Annotated in this window: 16 protein-coding genes; 6 read left to right on the forward strand and 10 right to left on the reverse strand. The window is 71.7% G+C overall.

The window, feature by feature from the left end; all coding sequences use genetic code 11:
- Positions 1 to 3 precede the first annotated feature (3 nt).
- The 3 genes from LL648_RS03770 to LL648_RS03780 all read right to left on the reverse strand — a co-directional run bounded on the left by LL648_RS03770 (position 4) and on the right by LL648_RS03780 (position 1,845).
- Positions 4 to 597 (reverse strand): putative glycolipid-binding domain-containing protein, encoded by a 594-nt coding sequence (locus tag LL648_RS03770; RefSeq protein WP_232661054.1) that lies wholly within the window; start codon positions 595 to 597, stop codon positions 4 to 6.
- A 69-nt stretch (positions 598 to 666) separates the two neighbouring features.
- Positions 667 to 882 carry an Rv0909 family putative TA system antitoxin gene (locus tag LL648_RS03775; RefSeq protein ID WP_232660982.1) on the reverse strand — a complete coding sequence of 72 codons (216 nt, stop codon included), beginning with the start codon at positions 880 to 882 and terminating at the stop codon, positions 667 to 669.
- A 66-nt stretch (positions 883 to 948) separates the two neighbouring features.
- Positions 949 to 1,845 (reverse strand): ATP-dependent DNA ligase, encoded by an 897-nt coding sequence (locus LL648_RS03780; protein ID WP_232661055.1) that lies wholly within the window; start codon positions 1,843 to 1,845, stop codon positions 949 to 951.
- Positions 1,846 to 1,929: 84 nt separating this feature from the next.
- Between LL648_RS03780 and ku the strand changes: the two genes are divergently transcribed.
- Positions 1,930 to 2,814, forward strand: coding sequence for a non-homologous end joining protein Ku (ku, locus tag LL648_RS03785; protein ID WP_232660983.1), 885 nt, complete (start codon positions 1,930 to 1,932; stop codon positions 2,812 to 2,814).
- Between the two features lie 206 nt (positions 2,815 to 3,020).
- Here the strand turns inward: ku and LL648_RS03790 are convergent, their stop codons facing one another.
- From LL648_RS03790 to LL648_RS03800, 3 genes are all read right to left on the reverse strand, one after another.
- A complete protein-coding gene (locus LL648_RS03790; RefSeq protein WP_232660984.1) occupies positions 3,021 to 4,205 on the reverse strand; it encodes an LCP family protein in 1,185 nt (394 codons plus the stop codon).
- 71 nt (positions 4,206 to 4,276) lie between these two features.
- On the reverse strand, positions 4,277 to 4,798 hold the full coding sequence (locus LL648_RS03795) for a VOC family protein (RefSeq protein WP_232660985.1): 522 nt from the start codon (positions 4,796 to 4,798) through the stop codon (positions 4,277 to 4,279).
- Positions 4,799 to 4,847: 49 nt separating this feature from the next.
- Positions 4,848 to 5,591, reverse strand: coding sequence for an MBL fold metallo-hydrolase (locus tag LL648_RS03800; protein ID WP_232660986.1), 744 nt, complete (start codon positions 5,589 to 5,591; stop codon positions 4,848 to 4,850).
- A 37-nt stretch (positions 5,592 to 5,628) separates the two neighbouring features.
- On the opposite strand from LL648_RS03800, the gene LL648_RS03805 reads away from it, so the two are divergent.
- Entirely contained in the window at positions 5,629 to 6,390 is a 762-nt protein-coding gene (locus LL648_RS03805) for a nucleoside phosphorylase (protein ID WP_232660987.1), read from the forward strand.
- 6 nt (positions 6,391 to 6,396) lie between these two features.
- On the opposite strand, the gene LL648_RS03810 is transcribed toward LL648_RS03805, so the two are convergent.
- Entirely contained in the window at positions 6,397 to 7,122 is a 726-nt protein-coding gene (locus LL648_RS03810; protein ID WP_232660988.1) for a maleylpyruvate isomerase family mycothiol-dependent enzyme, read from the reverse strand.
- Positions 7,123 to 7,145: 23 nt separating this feature from the next.
- Entirely contained in the window at positions 7,146 to 8,252 is a 1,107-nt protein-coding gene (locus tag LL648_RS03815) for an alpha/beta hydrolase (protein ID WP_232660989.1), read from the reverse strand.
- Between the two features lie 163 nt (positions 8,253 to 8,415).
- Between LL648_RS03815 and LL648_RS03820 the strand changes: the two genes are divergently transcribed.
- Both LL648_RS03820 and LL648_RS03825 read left to right on the forward strand, forming a co-directional pair.
- Positions 8,416 to 8,712, forward strand: a complete 297-nt coding sequence (locus LL648_RS03820) for a hypothetical protein (protein WP_232660990.1) — start codon at positions 8,416 to 8,418, stop codon at positions 8,710 to 8,712.
- A gap of 12 nt (positions 8,713 to 8,724) precedes the next feature.
- The gene (locus LL648_RS03825; RefSeq protein ID WP_232660991.1) at positions 8,725 to 9,798 is read left to right on the forward strand and encodes a pyridoxal-phosphate dependent enzyme; all 1,074 of its coding nucleotides are present in this window, start codon (positions 8,725 to 8,727) and stop codon (positions 9,796 to 9,798) included.
- 9 nt (positions 9,799 to 9,807) lie between these two features.
- Here the strand turns inward: LL648_RS03825 and LL648_RS03830 are convergent, their stop codons facing one another.
- Positions 9,808 to 11,241 (reverse strand): MFS transporter, encoded by a 1,434-nt coding sequence (locus LL648_RS03830; protein WP_232660992.1) that lies wholly within the window; start codon positions 11,239 to 11,241, stop codon positions 9,808 to 9,810.
- Between the two features lie 111 nt (positions 11,242 to 11,352).
- On the opposite strand from LL648_RS03830, the gene LL648_RS03835 reads away from it, so the two are divergent.
- Both LL648_RS03835 and LL648_RS03840 read left to right on the forward strand, forming a co-directional pair.
- On the forward strand, positions 11,353 to 12,291 hold the full coding sequence (locus tag LL648_RS03835; protein WP_232660993.1) for an RNA polymerase subunit sigma-70: 939 nt from the start codon (positions 11,353 to 11,355) through the stop codon (positions 12,289 to 12,291).
- Positions 12,292 to 12,352: 61 nt separating this feature from the next.
- Positions 12,353 to 14,005, forward strand: coding sequence for a glycoside hydrolase family 13 protein (locus LL648_RS03840; protein WP_232660994.1), 1,653 nt, complete (start codon positions 12,353 to 12,355; stop codon positions 14,003 to 14,005).
- Between the two features lie 75 nt (positions 14,006 to 14,080).
- On the opposite strand, the gene LL648_RS03845 is transcribed toward LL648_RS03840, so the two are convergent.
- A complete protein-coding gene (locus tag LL648_RS03845; RefSeq protein WP_232660995.1) occupies positions 14,081 to 15,265 on the reverse strand; it encodes an FAD-dependent monooxygenase in 1,185 nt (394 codons plus the stop codon).
- Positions 15,266 to 15,308: the final 43 nt, after the last annotated feature.

A 15,308-nucleotide genomic window follows, 5' to 3' on the forward strand; every position in this document is an offset into this window, starting at 1 on the left:
GCGTCAGCTCACCGCGACCGCGTCGCGGCCTTCGAGCCTGTTCGCCACACCGGGGTACCGGACGACCACCCCGTCGGCGTCGACGACCAGCTCGGCGTTGAACCCCTCCGTGCTGAAGCCGATCACGGCGAACCCGTCGGCATCGAGCGTGGAGATCGTGCGGTAGTGCTGCTCGACGAGTGTCACCTCCAGCTGGGGCAGCGACACGTACACCATCGGCAGGGTGTGCTCGCCGGCCTCGCGGTGCAGGTTCAGCCGGCGGATCGGCAGCGAGTTGAAGAGCACGCAACCGGCGAGGTCGACGTCGCGCGCGCCGCCGAGGTCGGTGCGTTCACCGCCGGCGCCGGTGTCGAGCAACCAGAAGTTGTCCTCGGTGCGGTTGATCGTCAGATGCCGCTCGCGCTCGGCGTTCGCGCTGGTCAGCGACAGGCGCTCGAACCGGCCACCCTCCGTCACGACCAGCCGGTAGGACGCCGAGAAGTCGCCGTCGGGCTCGACCCTGATCTGCCTGCCGAACGCGCGGAGCCCGCCGTCTCCGCCGAAGCTGAGCCGGGTGCCTTCCAACCCGTGGCCGTCCTCGGACTGCCACGTCACCATCGTCGTCACGTTCGCCACGGTAGTCGACGCTCCGTAGCCGCCCCCTCGGGTGAGGGGGCGGCGGCGGGATCAGGCTTCGGCGGGCGGCGCGGCGGGAGGCGCCGCAGGTGCACCCTCGCCGCCCGGGATCATGTCCTTGAGCTTGTCGACGGCCATGTCGACCTGCTCGCCGTGGCCGTACTTCTCCTTGACGATGTCGCCGACCTTCTCGGCGGCCATCTCGACCTTGTCGCCGTGCTCGTTGAGCAGCTCTCCGGCCTTGCCGGCCAGCGCGTTGAAGTCCACTCTGATGCGCCCCCTTCTTGAGCGTTGACGAGGCAACATCCTGCCGCGCCCGCTGCCGGAGGGCTACTACGTGCGCGCCACCTGATCGGGTTCGACGTCGTCCCTGACCCCCCGGTAGACCGTCCGCCGCAACGTCCCCGACCTGGCATGACCGTCGAAGGACACCTCGACCGCAACCGTGGGGAGGCACCACCGCGCGCCTGTGCTGTCCGCGCGCGGCGGCGGCTCGACGAACGGCAACCCCTTCGCCGGCTCCAGCCGTTGCTCGAGCATCCGCACGGCGACGTCGGACGCGGCGCCGACGCCGACGCGGCCCACGTAGCGCAAGCCGCCGCGCTCGGGGACGCCGAGCAGCAACGACCCGATCCGGGAGCGGCCGGGCAGCCAGCCGCCGACCACGCACACCTGCGCCTCGCGGTGCGTCACGCCGACCCAGCAGCTGCTGCGACGTCCTGGCTGGTAGCGGCCGTCCCGGCGCTTGGCGATCACGCCTTCCATGCCGCGTTGCGCGGTCGCGACCAGCAGCGCCTCGCCGTCGGGGTACGCGGGCGAGAGCATCATCGTCGGCACCGCGACGAGGTCCATCCGCTCGAGCGTTCCGCGGCGCTCCTCGTAAGGGCGCTCCATCAGCGGGACGCCGTAGAGCCGCAGCACGTCGAACACCATGTAGGTGACGGGCCGGGACGCAACGGCACGCGGGTCGAGCGGGCCGTACATGCGCTCGTTGAGCGCGGCGAAGCTCGGCACACCACCCTCGAGCATCACGACCTCGCCGTCGAGCAGGACGTCCGGCGCGAGCGCCACGATGCCGCTCAGCTCGGGAAACGTCGCCGTGACGTCACGCCCCGCGGCGGTGAGGCGCAGCACGCCGTCGACGACGTCGGCGACCAGCCGAACGCCGTCCCACTTCACCTCGAACAGCCATTCCGGCCCCGCCGGAAGGGTTCCAGGGGTGGCGAGCATGGGCTGCACACGGTCATGCTGTCACTGAAGGCGATCTCCTGCGGACGAACAGGGGCACGAATGCGCGCGATGTGGAGTGGCGCGGTGTCGTTCGGTTTGGTCAGTGTGCCGATCAAGCTGTACTCGGCGACGACCAACCACGACATCAGGTTCCACCAGGTCCACTCGGCCGACGGGGGGCGGATCAAGTACAAGCGCACCTGCTCGATCGACGGCGAGGAGGTCGAGTACGCCGACATCGTCAAGGGCTACGAGACCGAGGACGGCGAGCTCATCACGCTCACCGAGGAGGACCTCGACACGCTGCCGCAGGCGTCCGGCCACGAGATCGACGTGATCGAGTTCGTCCCCGCCGACCAGATCGACCCGCTGCTGTTCGACAAGAGCTACTACCTCGAACCGGAGGCGAAGGCGGCGAAGCCCTACGCGCTGCTGCGCGAGGCGCTCGTGCAGACCGACCGGATGGCCGTGGTCCGGGTCGCGCTGCGCCAGCGGGAGAGCATCGCGCTGCTGCGGGTGCGCGACAAGGCCATCGTCCTGCAGACGATGCTGTGGCCCGACGAGGTGCGCGAGCCCGAGTTCGACATCCTCGAGACGGAGGTCGAGCTGCGGCCCCAGGAGCTGCAGATGGCCGCGTCGCTCGTGGAGAGCCTCGGCGCCGACTTCGACGCCCAGCAGTTCCACGACGAGTACCGCGACGCCGTCGAGGCGCTCATCGAGCGCAAGCGGACCACCGGCGACACCCGCCCTGCGCCCGTCGTCGAGAAGCCCAGCGACGAGGGCGACAGCATGACCGACCTGCTCACGGCGCTGCAGCGCAGCGTCGAGGCCGCCCGCGCGGCGTCGGGCAAGGAGGAACCGGAGCCCGCGGCCGCGCCGGCGAAGAAGGCGCCGGCCAAACGGGCACCGAAGAAGGCCGACGCCGACGCCGACGAGGCAGCCAAGCCCCGCAAGCGCAAGCCCGCCTGACGGCGAGTCGGGGTAGGCCCGTGCGCGAGTCGGGGCCGTGCGCGAGTCGGGGCCATACAGTGCACGAGTCGGGTCGGATGCGTGCGTTCCGCACGCGTGGGCAGGAAAGCCACTTTCAGGCCCTCACAGGGCAGGAAAGTGGCTTTCCTGCCCTCCCCGGACCCGACGTGTGCCGGTCCGGGGTCTCGCGCAGGATCCTCGTCCGATCAGGGGCCGAGCGCGCTCTGCGGCGGCTTCTGGTCCTCCGCGAGGGCCTTGAACAGCGCGGAGGCGCGGTTCTTGTCCCAGTTCACCTCACCGTCGCGGACCGGGACGGTGGTGGAGATGCCGGTCGAGAGCCCGCGCATCGCGAGCCCGAGGCCTGCGAGGTGCCAGACGTGGTCGCCGCTGTCGACGGTGATGGCCTTCGAGAGGCCGTTGGACAGCGGGACGATCCGGAACGGGTTGAGCAGCGTGCCGGGGCTGGTGACCTTGTCGAGCAGCGCCGCGAGGAAGGCCCGCTGCCGCTCGACCCGCCCGAAGTCGGACGACGCCGTCGCGCGGGTGCGGACGTAGCCGAGCGCGGTGGGGCCGTCGAGGGTCTGGCAGCCGGCCTTGATGTCCAGCGCCGCCTTCGGGTCCTTGATCGCCTCGGGCACGCAGAGCTCGACCCCGCCGACGGCGTCGCCGACCGAGACGATGCCGAGGAAGCCGATCTCCGCGTAGTGGTCGATGCGCAGACCGGTGGCCTGCTCGACCGTCTTCACGAGCAGCTCGGGCCCGCCGCCGTCGGGCCCGCCGCCCCGCCCGTACGCCGAGTTGATCTTCGCCTTGCCGTGGCCGGGAATGCTCACGATGGAGTCGCGCGGGATGCTGACCAGCACCGTGCCGCTGCTGCCGGTGTGCAGCAGCATGATCGTGTCGGTGAGCTGCGACTCCTCGTCGCCGGTCGCGTACTTCTTGCGCTCCTCCGGCGTGAGCTTCTGCCGGCTGTCGGAGCCGACGATCAGCCAATTGGTGCCCGCCGACGCGGCCGTGCTGTCGGCCGGCAGGGCCGGCGTGCGGTTCAGCGTGCCGTCGATGTAGACCCCGAAGCCGACCAGCGCGAGCACCAGCACCAGCGCGACGATGCCGATCCGCCTGCCCCAGCGCGGCCTGCGCCCCGGACGGGGCCGCGTCGGCCTGCCGGGCCCGCGCGGCGGGCCACTGCGCCTCGCCCCATCGCGCCCGGCTCCGTTGGGCGGCCCGCTGCGCACCGGACGGCCACGCTGCGGCGGCGCGCCGCGGTAGGCATCAGGAGGGAGCACGGCAGTCTCGGGGGGTCGACGCGACTGCTGCTGCGGCCGACCCCAGCCCGGCGAGCCACCCCTGCGCGGGGGTGGCGGGCCGGGCGGCCCGTAGTTCCAGTTCATGGCTCACCCCTCCTGCTTCACAGTGAAAGACGTGTGAGCGGCCGATCCGGTTCCGGGGCGCGACGCACGCCTCAGTCGGACATCAGCCGCTCGCCCTCGAAGAGCCCCAGCTCCTCGGCGTAGAACTCGATGCCGACACCGTTGGGATCGCGGATGTAGAGGCTGTTTTCGACCCCGCGGTCGGGGCCGAGGTAGTCGATGCCGGCCTCGTCCAGCCGCTTGCGCATCTCCGCGAAGTTCTCCGGCGACGTCGAGAGGGCGAGGTGCTGCGCGGCCCCGATCGTCTCGGAGTAGTCGGGGTGGTCGTGGCCGGGGAAGTCGAAGAACCCGAGCAGGTTGCGGTTGCCGATGTCGAAGAAGAAGTGGCTGGAGCCGCGGTAGTCGCGGTTCTCCACCAGCTCCACCAGCGGGAACCCGAGCAGGTCCTGGTAGAACTTGATCGTTTCTTCGACGTCGCGGGCGACCAGCGCGAGGTGGTGCACACCGCGCACGGTGCTGGCGGGCCGCTCGTCGAGCGGGCGCAGGTACTTCTCCTTGAGCGCAGTGCGGCGGGCTCGCACGGCTTCCAGCTCGGCACCTTCAGGCTGTGGCATCGGAGCTTCCCTTCCTCGGAGCGTCGTACCGACGGAACGGTAGTTGCACCTACAACATTCCTGCGTTGATCACGAGCCCGTCGTGCGCCGCGCTATGACCGACGTCGTCCAACCGCGCGAGCATCGACGGACCCATGTGCGTGAGCACGAGCTGCCCCGCACGCAGGTCGTCAGCGTGCTCCCGCAACGTCGTGTAGTCGAGGTGGTAGCGGACCGGACGATCGAACGTGTACGCCTCGCACGCGAACACGTCTGCGCCGTCGGCGGCGTCGACCAGCGCAGGGGTCCACGCCGTGTCGCCGGAGTAGCCGAAGTCGGCGCCGCCGGCCGCTACCCGAACGGCCAGCGACGGCGCGCCGCTCGCGTGATCCACCTCCCAGCTGCGGACCTGCCACGGCCCGGCGCTGCGCTGCCCGCCGGTTCCGTCCAGTTCGACCACGTCGACGGTGAAGCGGCGCTGCACCGCCGTCGAGCCGGGGTAGAGCGTCTCCATCGCGGTGCGCAGCCGCTCGCCGGTGCCGGCCGGTCCGAGCACCGTCAACGGGCGGGTGCGACGGGCGAACTGGCCGTCGAGCACGAGGAAGGGCAGCCCGCCGAAGTGGTCGCCGTGCAGGTGGCTGATCACAACCACGTCGACCTCACCGGGATCGACGCCCTGCGCCTTCATCGCGGTGAGGCTCGTGGCGCCACAGTCGACGAGCGCGGTGGCGCCGTCGACACGAAGCCGGATGCAGGTCTGGAACCGACCGCCGGAGCCGAACGCGTCGCCGCTCCCGACGAACCGGATCTCCACGGCCGGCACTCTCCCACCGCAGGGCAGGATCGGCACGGTGGACGTGCCATTGCTGGAAGACGATCTCGACTCCGACGGGGTGCTGCACCCCGCCGCCGTGCTGGGCGGCAAGCGCGACGGGATGCCGGAGACCGCCGTGCTGTGCTTCTTCCAAGAGGTGATCGACGAGCTCATCGCTGCCGGTGCCGGCGTGCTCATGCGCCTGTCCTCCGAGCGCGGACGGACGCCGGTGCTGGTCACCGAGGTCGACGGGCAGCCGCTCGCCGTGATGAACCCCGGCGTCGGCGCGCCGCTCGCGGTGATGCACATGGAGGAACTGATCGAGCTGGGCGCCCGCCGGATCGTCGCGGTCGGGGGTGCCGGCGCGCTGCTGCCGGAGCTGACGCTCGGGCACGCGGTCGTCGTCGAGAGCGCCGTGCGCGACGAGGGCACGTCGTTCCACTACCTGCCGCCCGGGCGGGTGGTCGACGCCGACCCGGAAGGGGTTGCCGCGCTCACTGCGCTGCTCGACGACGAGGGGGTCGCCTACCTCACCGCACGCACGTGGACGACCGACGCGATCTACCGCGAGACCCGCTCCCGCGTCGCGCGCCGGATCGAGGAGGGCTGTGCGGTGGTCGAGATGGAGGCGGCGTCCTTCATCGCGGCGGCCCGGTACCGCGGGGTCCGGTTCGCGCAGCTCCTCCTGGCCGGCGACACGCTGGCGGGTGAGACCTGGGACAGCCGGAGCTGGACGAAGGCCCGCGACCCGCGCGCGGCGCTCTTCACGCTGGCGTCCAAGGCCGCGCTGACCCTCTGACGCCTGCTAGAGCCAGCGAGGTGGCTCGGGAAGGCGGGTGGGCGTGCCGTCCGCGACGGCCGTCAGCTCGTCGCCGCTCGTGCGGCCCAGCAGCCAGCCGCACAGCTGCGCCGCGGTGCCACGCACCTCGACGGCCGGGTCGAGGCCGACGGCCCACGTCATGTCCCGCTCGCTGTCCACCAGCCGGAAGCCCGCTGCGGCCCGGCTGCCCAGCAGCGGCGCGGCGTCGTCGAGCAGCGCGTCGACGACCTCGGCCGGCAGGTCGGCGACGGCCACACCGGCGTCGAGGTCGACGGAGTGCAGCCAGACCTCCCTGATCCGCATCCACGGCACCTCGGTCGCGGGGATCGGTCGGTCGGCCGCGGTGCGCACCTCGGCCTCCCACGTCTTCTCGTCGAGCGCGGCCAGGGCGGCGTCGAGGTCGCCGGCCGTCGTGAGCAGCTCACGGCGCAACGTCCCGGGATCGTTGACGGCCGTCGCCTCGATGTCCGCCGCACGGCTCTCCGGGTTGGGGTACATCCGGTTCTCGACGCCGGTGCGCGCCCACTCGGCCAGCCTGATCAGGGCCTCGGCGTTGCGCGCGACGTGCGCGATCAGGTGCGCCCGGCTCCACCCGTCGAGCCCGCTCGGCGCCCGCAGCGCGTCGTCGGGGAGCGACTCGACAACGCTGTTGAAGAACTCCGTGCCGGCCCCCATCAGCGGAAGGGTGTGGCTGATGTCCCTGCGGTCCACGTGACCTCCGTGCTCGAGCTCGCTCACGCCGCCGGCTGCTGCCTTCTTGCTTCCGTCAATTTCGCTTCCGCCAGGGCCAACGCGGCACGCAGGGCGCTCGCCGCGTCGAGGGTCGCGTCGCGGGCGGCCGCGCTGACGGCGGTGAAGCTCGCGTAGCCGTGCACGAGGCCGGGGAACCGGCGGGCGACCACGGGAACGCCCTGCTCACGCAACCGCTCGGCCAGCTCCTCACCCTCGTCGCGCAGGGGGTCGAACCCCGCGGTGGAGAGGTAGACCGGCGGCATCCCGGCGAGGTCGTCGGCGCGCAGGATGGCGCCGCGGGTGTCGTCGGTGGGGATCCCGTCGGGCAGGTAGAGCCGCTCCAGCTCGGCGATGAAGTCGGCGGTCAGGCCGAACCCGGTGCCGAACACGTCCCGCGACCCACCCGTGCGCTCCACGTCGGTCACGGGGTAGAGCGCCATGGCGAACGCCGGCACCGGTCCGCCGGACACGGCCATCTCGTGCGAGACGACGAGCGCGAGGTTCGCGCCGGCGCTGTCGCCACCGACGGCGATCATGTCGGGGTCGGCGCCCAGCGCCGGCATCTCGGCGCGGATGCCCAGGTAGGCGGCGATGGCGTCGTCCAGCGCCGCCGGGTACGGGAACTCGGGCGCCAGCCGGTAACCGACCGAGAGCACCCGCACCCCGGACTGCGCGGCGAGCAGCCGGCACAGCGGGTCGACGGTGGCGAGGCTGCCGAGCACGAACCCGCCGCCGTGGAAGTAGACGAGCAACGCGGAGACGTGCGGCGCCGACGGCGGGACGTACAGCCGCGCGGGGAGCGGTCCGGTCGCGCCGGGCACCTCGAGATCGGTGGTCTTGATGTCCTCGAGCCCGGGCTCGGCGGCCACCTCGGCGGCCATGTCGGCCTGCCGGCGCTGCTCCGCGAGCGCTGCCTGGTCGACGGTGCCGCCGTCGCCGCTCTCGAGCAGCGCCGAGACCTTGCCGAGCAGCTGGAGATCGGGATCGAGCACCTGGCCGGCGAGCCGGATCGAGCGCCCGGCCAGCGCCCGCTTCAACCACGGGGGCAGTCCGAACAGGACGCGGAACCCCCATCTGAGCATGCGCACCCGCGCCTTTGCGCTGATCACGTACTTACGTTACGCCGAACTCGGCGATCCTTCTCGTTGTGGCGATCGGGCTCACGTCGCGATCACCCCTTCCCCGGAATGGCCTAGTGCGCTACTCTCCGCAGTAGCCGAGTTACCCTCGGTTACGGGTAGCCCGACGCGGTCCTAGGCCAAAGGGGTTGGCATGACCTGTTTCGAGACTGACCTTCCACCCTTCGATCCCGCACTGCAGCCGATCGGCTTCGCACTCGCGAGTGAGCTGTTGCACCCCGAACCCACCGAAATCGCCGACATCGACATCGCTGACATCGCCGACGACGCCGAGTCGCCGGAACGCACTGCCGACGCTCCCCCGGCAGCCGGCAAGGTCGTCGTTCCTTTCACGACCTCCGCCGACAACTCGACGACGACCGTGAACTGGTTCGAGCCCGCCCGCTCCCCCGGGAACGAGCTCGGAATGCCGGCGCGCCGCGCCAGCTGATGCAATCAGGGCATGACCCCCGATCACCAGCACTGGTGGGCACGCCCCGATCCCGCCGCTCTGCCCGGCACCACCGTGCCGTCGCAGATATCGGCCTTCCATCGATCGATGCCGGACTACGACGTCACACCGCTGGTGGAGATGCCAGCGGTGGCGCGGTCGGCCCGGGTCGGGAAGGTGCTGGTCAAGGATGAATCGCAGCGCTTGGGGTTGCCGGCTTTCAAGATGCTCGGCGCGTCATGGGCGATCGCCCGGCTGGTCGCGCGGCAAGCGGGCGTGCCCGCACCGTCGACGTTCGCCGAGCTGAAAGAGCTGGCAGCAGGCTCGCCGCTGCAGCTGCTCGCAGCAACGGCAGGCAACCACGGCCGTGCGGTCGCACGTGTCGCCGGGCTGCTCGGCGTCGAGGCGAAGGTGTGGATCCCCGCAGCCTCACCCGCCGAGCTGGCCGACGCCGTAGCGGGCGAGGGCGCCGAGGTCACGGTGATCGACGACGACTACGACGAGGCACTGCGGCTCGCGGCGAAGGCCGTCGAGCTGCACCCGTCCGCCGCGCTCCTGCAGGACACCGCGTGGGACGGCTACGAAGATGTCCCCGGCTGGGTCGTCGAGGGTTACAGCACCCTGTTCGCCGAGCTCAGCGAGCTCACCGAGCCTGCAGACGTGCTCGTCGTGCCCGCGGGTGTGGGATCGCTCCTGCAGGCGGCGGTCGCGTACCGCGCGCCGTCGACGACCGCGCTCGCCGTCGAGTCGGCTAGCGCGGCCTGCCTGCTGGCCAGCCTCCGGGCCGGTCAGCCGCGCCGGATCAGCACCGGCACGACGGTCATGGCCGGGCTGAACGCCGGCACCGTCTCGACGATCGCGTGGCCCGTGCTGCGCGACGGCGTGACGGCCGCGGTCGCGGTCGACGACGCCGCCGCGCTCGCCGCGGCCCGGGTGCTCGACGGGGGCGGGGTGCCGGCCGGGCCGTGCGGCGGCGGCTCGATGGCCGGCTTCCTCGCCGCTGCCGAGCTGCCCGAACTCCGCGCCGCGTTGCGCCTCGACGAGAGCTCGACGGTCGTGGTGCTCAGCACCGATGGGCGGACGTGAGCGGCCCGCCTACCGGGCGGCCTTCCGACCGGCCGCGATCAGCGCGAGCGCGATCACGAGGCAGGCCGCCGCACCGACGAACGTCGCGGTGAACGCGGCCTGGAAGCCCTCGTTCAGCCCGAACCGGACGTCCGACGCCGCCGGGTTCGCGTTGGCCACCGCAACGGTCGAGCAGATCGCGATCCCGAACGCCGCGCCGATCTGGAACACCGAGTTGTTGATCCCCGAAGCCAGCCCGCTCTCGCCCGGCGCCACGCGCGAGAGCGACGCGATCGCGGCCGCCACCACGGTGGTGCCGATCCCGGCGCCGAAGAGGACCAGGCCGGGGAACAGGTCGGTCCAGTAGCCGCCGTCCGCCCGGATGCCCGAGAGCAGGAACGCGCCGGCGCCGAGCAGTACCGTGCCGAGCACCGCGACCGGCCGGAAGCCGAAGCGGGTCGTCAGCCATCCGCTGAAGTTCGACCCGACGACGGACATCGCGGCGTAGATCGCCGTGCTCAACCCGAACACGACGGCGGAGTAGCCGAGCACCTGCTGCGCGTAGAGCGACATGATCAGCGCCCCGCCGTACGTCACCGCCGCGACGACCAGCGTCATGACGTTGCCGCCGACGGTCGTGACCGAGCGGAAGATCCGCAGCGGCACGAGCGGCGCCGACGAGCGCTTCTCGACCAGCACGAACACCCCGAGCAGGACGACGGACGCACCGAGCATGACGAGCGTCTGCGTCGACGCCCACCCGACGACGGGCGCCTCGACGACCGCGTAGACGAGCAGCACGAGCGCGGCCGTGATCGTCACCGCGCCGACGGGGTCGAACGAGCGACGGCCCGCCCGGACCGGCGTCTCGCGCAGCAGCCGCGGCCCCAGCCCGAGCACGACGAGCGCTACCGGCACGTTGATGACGAAGATCCACGGCCAGCCGAGGCCCTCGGTGATCGGCCCGCCGATGAGCAGGGCCGCGGTCGCGCCGAACGCGCCGGTGCCCGTCCAGATCCCGACGGCCTTGTTGCGCTCCGCGCCTTCCGGGAACGTCGTCATCAGCACCGCCATGGCGGTCGGCGCCATGATCGCCGCCGCGATGCCCTGCACGACCCGCGCCGCGACCAGCACGACTCCCGTCCAGGCCAGCCCGCAGAGCACCGACGCGACGAGGAACAGCGCGGTGCCGATCATGAACATGCGGCGGCCGCCGAGCAGGTCGGCCGTGCGCCCGCCGAAGAGCAGCAGCCCTCCGAACGTCAGCAGGTAGGCGCTCATCACCCACTGCACCGCGCCGGGGCCGAACGCCAGCTCCCCTTCGATCGACGGGAGCGCGAGTATGACGATCTGGGAGTCGACGATGATCATGAAGTAGGCCGCGCACAGCAGCGCCAGCGCCTTCCAACGACGCGGGTCGGGTGCTGTGGGCGACTGGTGGAGCTCGGTCTCTTGTTGTGTCACGGCATGTCTGACCGGGCCCGCGGGGAGAATTCGACGCCGTCGCGACGAATTTCCGGAGCCGCGCCGATCTACCCACATGGCATCGTGGATGTGGAGCCCCGAGGAGCGGTCGTGACCAGTACGTACAACGTCGAGAAGGTGAGCGCGGCCGAGTTCGCGCGGCTCACCGATCCGTTCCGCAGGGAGCTGCTCGCGCACTGCTACCGGATCCTCGGCTCGCTGCACGACGCCGAGGACCAGGTGCAGGAGACCTACCTGCGGGCATGGCGGGCGTTCGACGACTTCGAAGGCCGCTCGTCGGTGCGCAGCTGGCTGTACCGGATCGCGACGAATGCGTGCCTCGCGGCGCTGGAGAGCCGCGGCAGACGGCCGCTGCCGGCCGGGTTCGCCGACGACGAGGAGATCGACGTACCGGATACCTCTGGGCCGGCCGACCCGGCGGCGGTCGTCACGTCGCGGGAGAGCATGCGGATCGCGATGGCCGTCGCGGGCACGCACCTCCCGCCGAAGCAACGTGCCGTGCTCCTGCTGCGCGATGTGCTGGGGATGCCGGCGACGGAGGTCGCGGAGCTGCTCGGCATGTCCGGCGCGGCCGTGCACAGCATGGTGCGCCGCGCCCGCGCGCAGCTGGCGCGGGCGCCGCGGTCGGCCGACGACGTCGCCGAGCCGGCCGATCTCGGCGAGCGCGAGCTGCTCGACCGTTACGCGGACGCGCTGGAGAACGGCGACGTCGACGGGCTCGTCGAGCTGCTGAAGGACGACGCGGTCTGCGAGACGGTCGACGAGATGTACTCCGGCCGCCAGCAGGTCGCCCGCTACCTCTCGACGTGCCCGGCCTTCGGCAACTGCCGGATGGTGCCGTTCACCGTCGACGGCAGGCCCGGCTTCGGCATGTACCGGCGCACCGGCACCGGGATCGCCGTGGCGTTCGCGCTCGTCATGCTGGCGGTCACCGACGGCATCCAGCGCATGGTCGTCGTGAAGGACACCTCGGTCTTCCCGTCGTTCGGCCTCCCGCGCGCCAGGCCCGACCGGCCGGCGGGCCGCTGATCGTGCGGCGCCGACCGGGGCCGGCTGAACCGATTTCACCTGCGTGCCGCAGCATGACGGAGTGACGCAGCAACTGGACGCCTGGTGGCGCTCGGCCGTGATCTACCAGATCTACCCGCGGTCGTTCGCGGACTCCGACGGGGACGGCATCGGCGACCTGCCCGGCATCACCGCACGCCTCGAGCACCTCGCCGACCTCGGCGTCGACGCTGCGTGGCTCTCGCCGTTCTACGTCTCGCCCATGGCGGACGCCGGGTACGACGTAGCCGACTACCGCGACATCGACCCGGTGTTCGGCACGCTCGCCGACGCCGACGCGCTGGTCGCGGAGGCGCACCGGCTCGGGCTGCGGGTGATCGTCGACCTGGTGCCCAACCACACGTCCGACCAGCACGTGTGGTTCAAGGCGGCGCTCGCGGCGACGCCCGGCAGCCCCGAGCGCGCGAGGTACATATTCCGCGAGGGCAAGGGCGAGCACGGCGAGGAGCCGCCCAACCATTGGCGCAGCGTCTTCGGCGGACCCGCCTGGACCCGTGTGACGGGGCCGGACGGGCTTCCCGGGCAGTGGTACCTGCACCTCTTCGACGTGACGCAGCCCGACCTCGACTGGACCAACCCCGAGGTCCGCGAGGAGTTCCACGACGTGCTGCGGTTCTGGCTCCACCGCGGCGTCGACGGCTTCCGCGTCGACGTCGCGCACGGGCTGGTGAAGGCCGAGGGCCTGCCCGACTGGGACTACGACCACGGGCTGCTCGACAGCACCGAGAAGCTGGGCCGGCCGCCGATGTGGGACCAGGACGGCGTGCACGAGATCTACCGCGCCTGGCGCAAGGTGCTCGACGAGTACGACGACAGGGTGCTCGTCGCCGAGGCGTGGGTGGAGCCGCCGGAACGGCTGGCCAAGTACGTCCGCCACGACGAGATGCACCAGGCGTTCAACTTCGAGTACCTGACCACCCGGTGGGTCGCGGCCGACCTGCGCGAGGTGATCACGTCGTCGATCAGTGCGACGGCGGCGGTCGGCGCGCCGACGACGTGGGTGCTGAGCAACCACGACGTCGTCCGGCACACCACCCGGCTCGCGCTGCCGCTCTCGGGGCCGAAGCGGCCCAACGGCATCAAGGCGACCGACCCGCAGCCCGACCAGGTGCTCGGCCTGCGGCGGGGCCGCGCGGCGACGGCCGTCATGCTGGCACTGCCCGGTTCCGCCTACGTCTACCAGGGCGAGGAGCTGGGCCTTCCCGAGCACACCACGATGCCCGACGACGCCCGTCAGGACCCGACGTTCTTCCGCACCGGCGGCACCGTCGCGGGTCGGGACGGCTGCCGCGTGCCGATCCCGTGGGAGCGCAACGCGCCGGCGTACGGCTTCAGCCCGAGCGGCCGCTCGTGGCTGCCGCAGCCGGAGTCGTTCGCCGGGCACGCCGCCGACCAGGAACGCGGCGTGCCCGGTTCGACGCTGGAGCTCTACCGCGAGATGTTGCGGCTGCGCCGCGAGCTCGGGCTCGGGCTCGGTGAGCTGGAGTGGGTCGACGATCTCGGCGGCGACGACGTGGTCGCCTTCCGTCGCGGCGAGGTGCTCGTGGTGGCCAACCTCGGCGGCGAACCCGTGCCGCTCCCGTCCGGGACGCGGGTGCTGCTGACGTCCGGCCCGCTCGACGAGCAGGACCGGGTGCCGACCGACACGACGGTGTGGCTCACCCCAGCGAGCTGAACACCCGAACTTCCCACCGTTTTGTGCACTTGCGCGCGTTTTCGGCGCGCATCCACCCAAAACGGTGGGGAAGTTTCAGTAGGCGGGCAGCGTGAACGAGTTGGCCGCCCGCTCGATCGGCGTGGTTCCTCTGCTGAGCCTGCCCAGCAGTGGGGCCAGCCGGAACATCTGGTTGCGCAGCCAGATCTTCCCGCGGGTCGCCGGGATCAGGGTGCCCGCACCCTCCGCCACGAGCGCCTGGTTGCGCCCCACGAACGGCCGCAGCCGTTCCTCGTAGGCCGGCAGGCCGACGGCGGGGTCGCCCCCGGCCGCGGCCAGCTCGCCGGCCAGCACGTACGCCCCGACCAGCGCGAGGCTCGTGCCCTGCCCGGAGAGGAACGACGGCGCGAACGCGGCGTCGCCGAGCAGCGCCACCCGCCCGCGCGTCCAACCCGGCATCAGCACCTGGCCGACCGAGTCGAAGTAGAAGTCCGGCGCCTCCCACATCGCCTTCAGCAGCCGCGGCGTCTCCCAGCCGACCCCGGTGAACGCCTCCTCGATCAGCTGACGCTGCTGATCGAGATCGCGGTCGTCGAAGGCCAGCTCCGGCGACGCCATCGCGAACAGCGCCGTGACCTCCGGCGACGTCCGAACCGCGTTGATCGCGACGATCTTGCCGGGCACGTTGTGCAGCACGGCCTCGTGGTCGAGGCCGAGGTGGTTGGGCACCGTGAACGCCGCGAAGTGGTAGCCGAGGTGGTGCTGGTAGTCCGCCGCCGGCCCGAACACCAGCCGTCGGGTCGTCGAGTGCACGCCGTCGGTGCCCACGACCAGGTCGAACGTCCGTGAGGGCCCGTTCGCGAACTCGACGTCGACCCCGCCGTCGTGCTCGTGCAGCGCGGTCATCGTGTCGCCGAAGACGTACTCGACGTCGTTGCGGGTCAGCTCGTACAGGATCGAGGTCAGCTCGCCCCTGGGCAGCTCGACGTCGTGCGCCTCGGCACCGCCGCTGACCGCTCCCGGCGCGATGCTCACCCGCCGGCGACCTGCCGCGTCGACGACGTGCAGCGCGCTGGTGGCGACGTGCGCAGCCCGCAGCTGGGGCAGCACGCCCATCCGGTCGGCCACCTCGATGGCGACACCGCGGACGTCGATCGGGTACCCGCCGCTGCGGACGGCACCTGCGCGCTCGACGACGGTCGGTGTCATCCCGCGCACGCGCAGCCAATGGGCCAGCGCCGGGCCGGCGATGCTCGCTCCTGAGATCAGGACGGTGGTCATATCTCCTCCTTCCGCCGTGCTTACTAACCGCACGGTAGGCTAC

The sequence above is a fragment of the Pseudonocardia sp. TRM90224 genome, assembly GCF_021245725.1.
Classification (GTDB): Bacteria; Actinomycetota; Actinomycetes; order Mycobacteriales; family Pseudonocardiaceae; genus Pseudonocardia.

Excerpts from the sequence above, each read along its gene's own strand:
- LL648_RS03770 (WP_232661054.1), bottom strand. The coding sequence starts at position 597 with ATGGTGACGTGGCAGTCCGAGGACGGCCACGGGTTGGAAGGCACCCGG.
- LL648_RS03780 (WP_232661055.1), bottom strand. The coding sequence starts at position 1,845 with ATGCTCGCCACCCCTGGAACCCTTCCGGCGGGGCCGGAATGGCTGTTC.
- LL648_RS03790 (WP_232660984.1), bottom strand. The coding sequence starts at position 4,205 with ATGAACTGGAACTACGGGCCGCCCGGCCCGCCACCCCCGCGCAGGGGT.
- LL648_RS03795 (WP_232660985.1), bottom strand. The coding sequence starts at position 4,798 with ATGCCACAGCCTGAAGGTGCCGAGCTGGAAGCCGTGCGAGCCCGCCGC.
- LL648_RS03820 (WP_232660990.1), top strand. The coding sequence starts at position 8,416 with ATGACCTGTTTCGAGACTGACCTTCCACCCTTCGATCCCGCACTGCAG.
- LL648_RS03825 (WP_232660991.1), top strand. The coding sequence starts at position 8,725 with ATGACCCCCGATCACCAGCACTGGTGGGCACGCCCCGATCCCGCCGCT.
- LL648_RS03845 (WP_232660995.1), bottom strand. The coding sequence starts at position 15,265 with ATGACCACCGTCCTGATCTCAGGAGCGAGCATCGCCGGCCCGGCGCTG.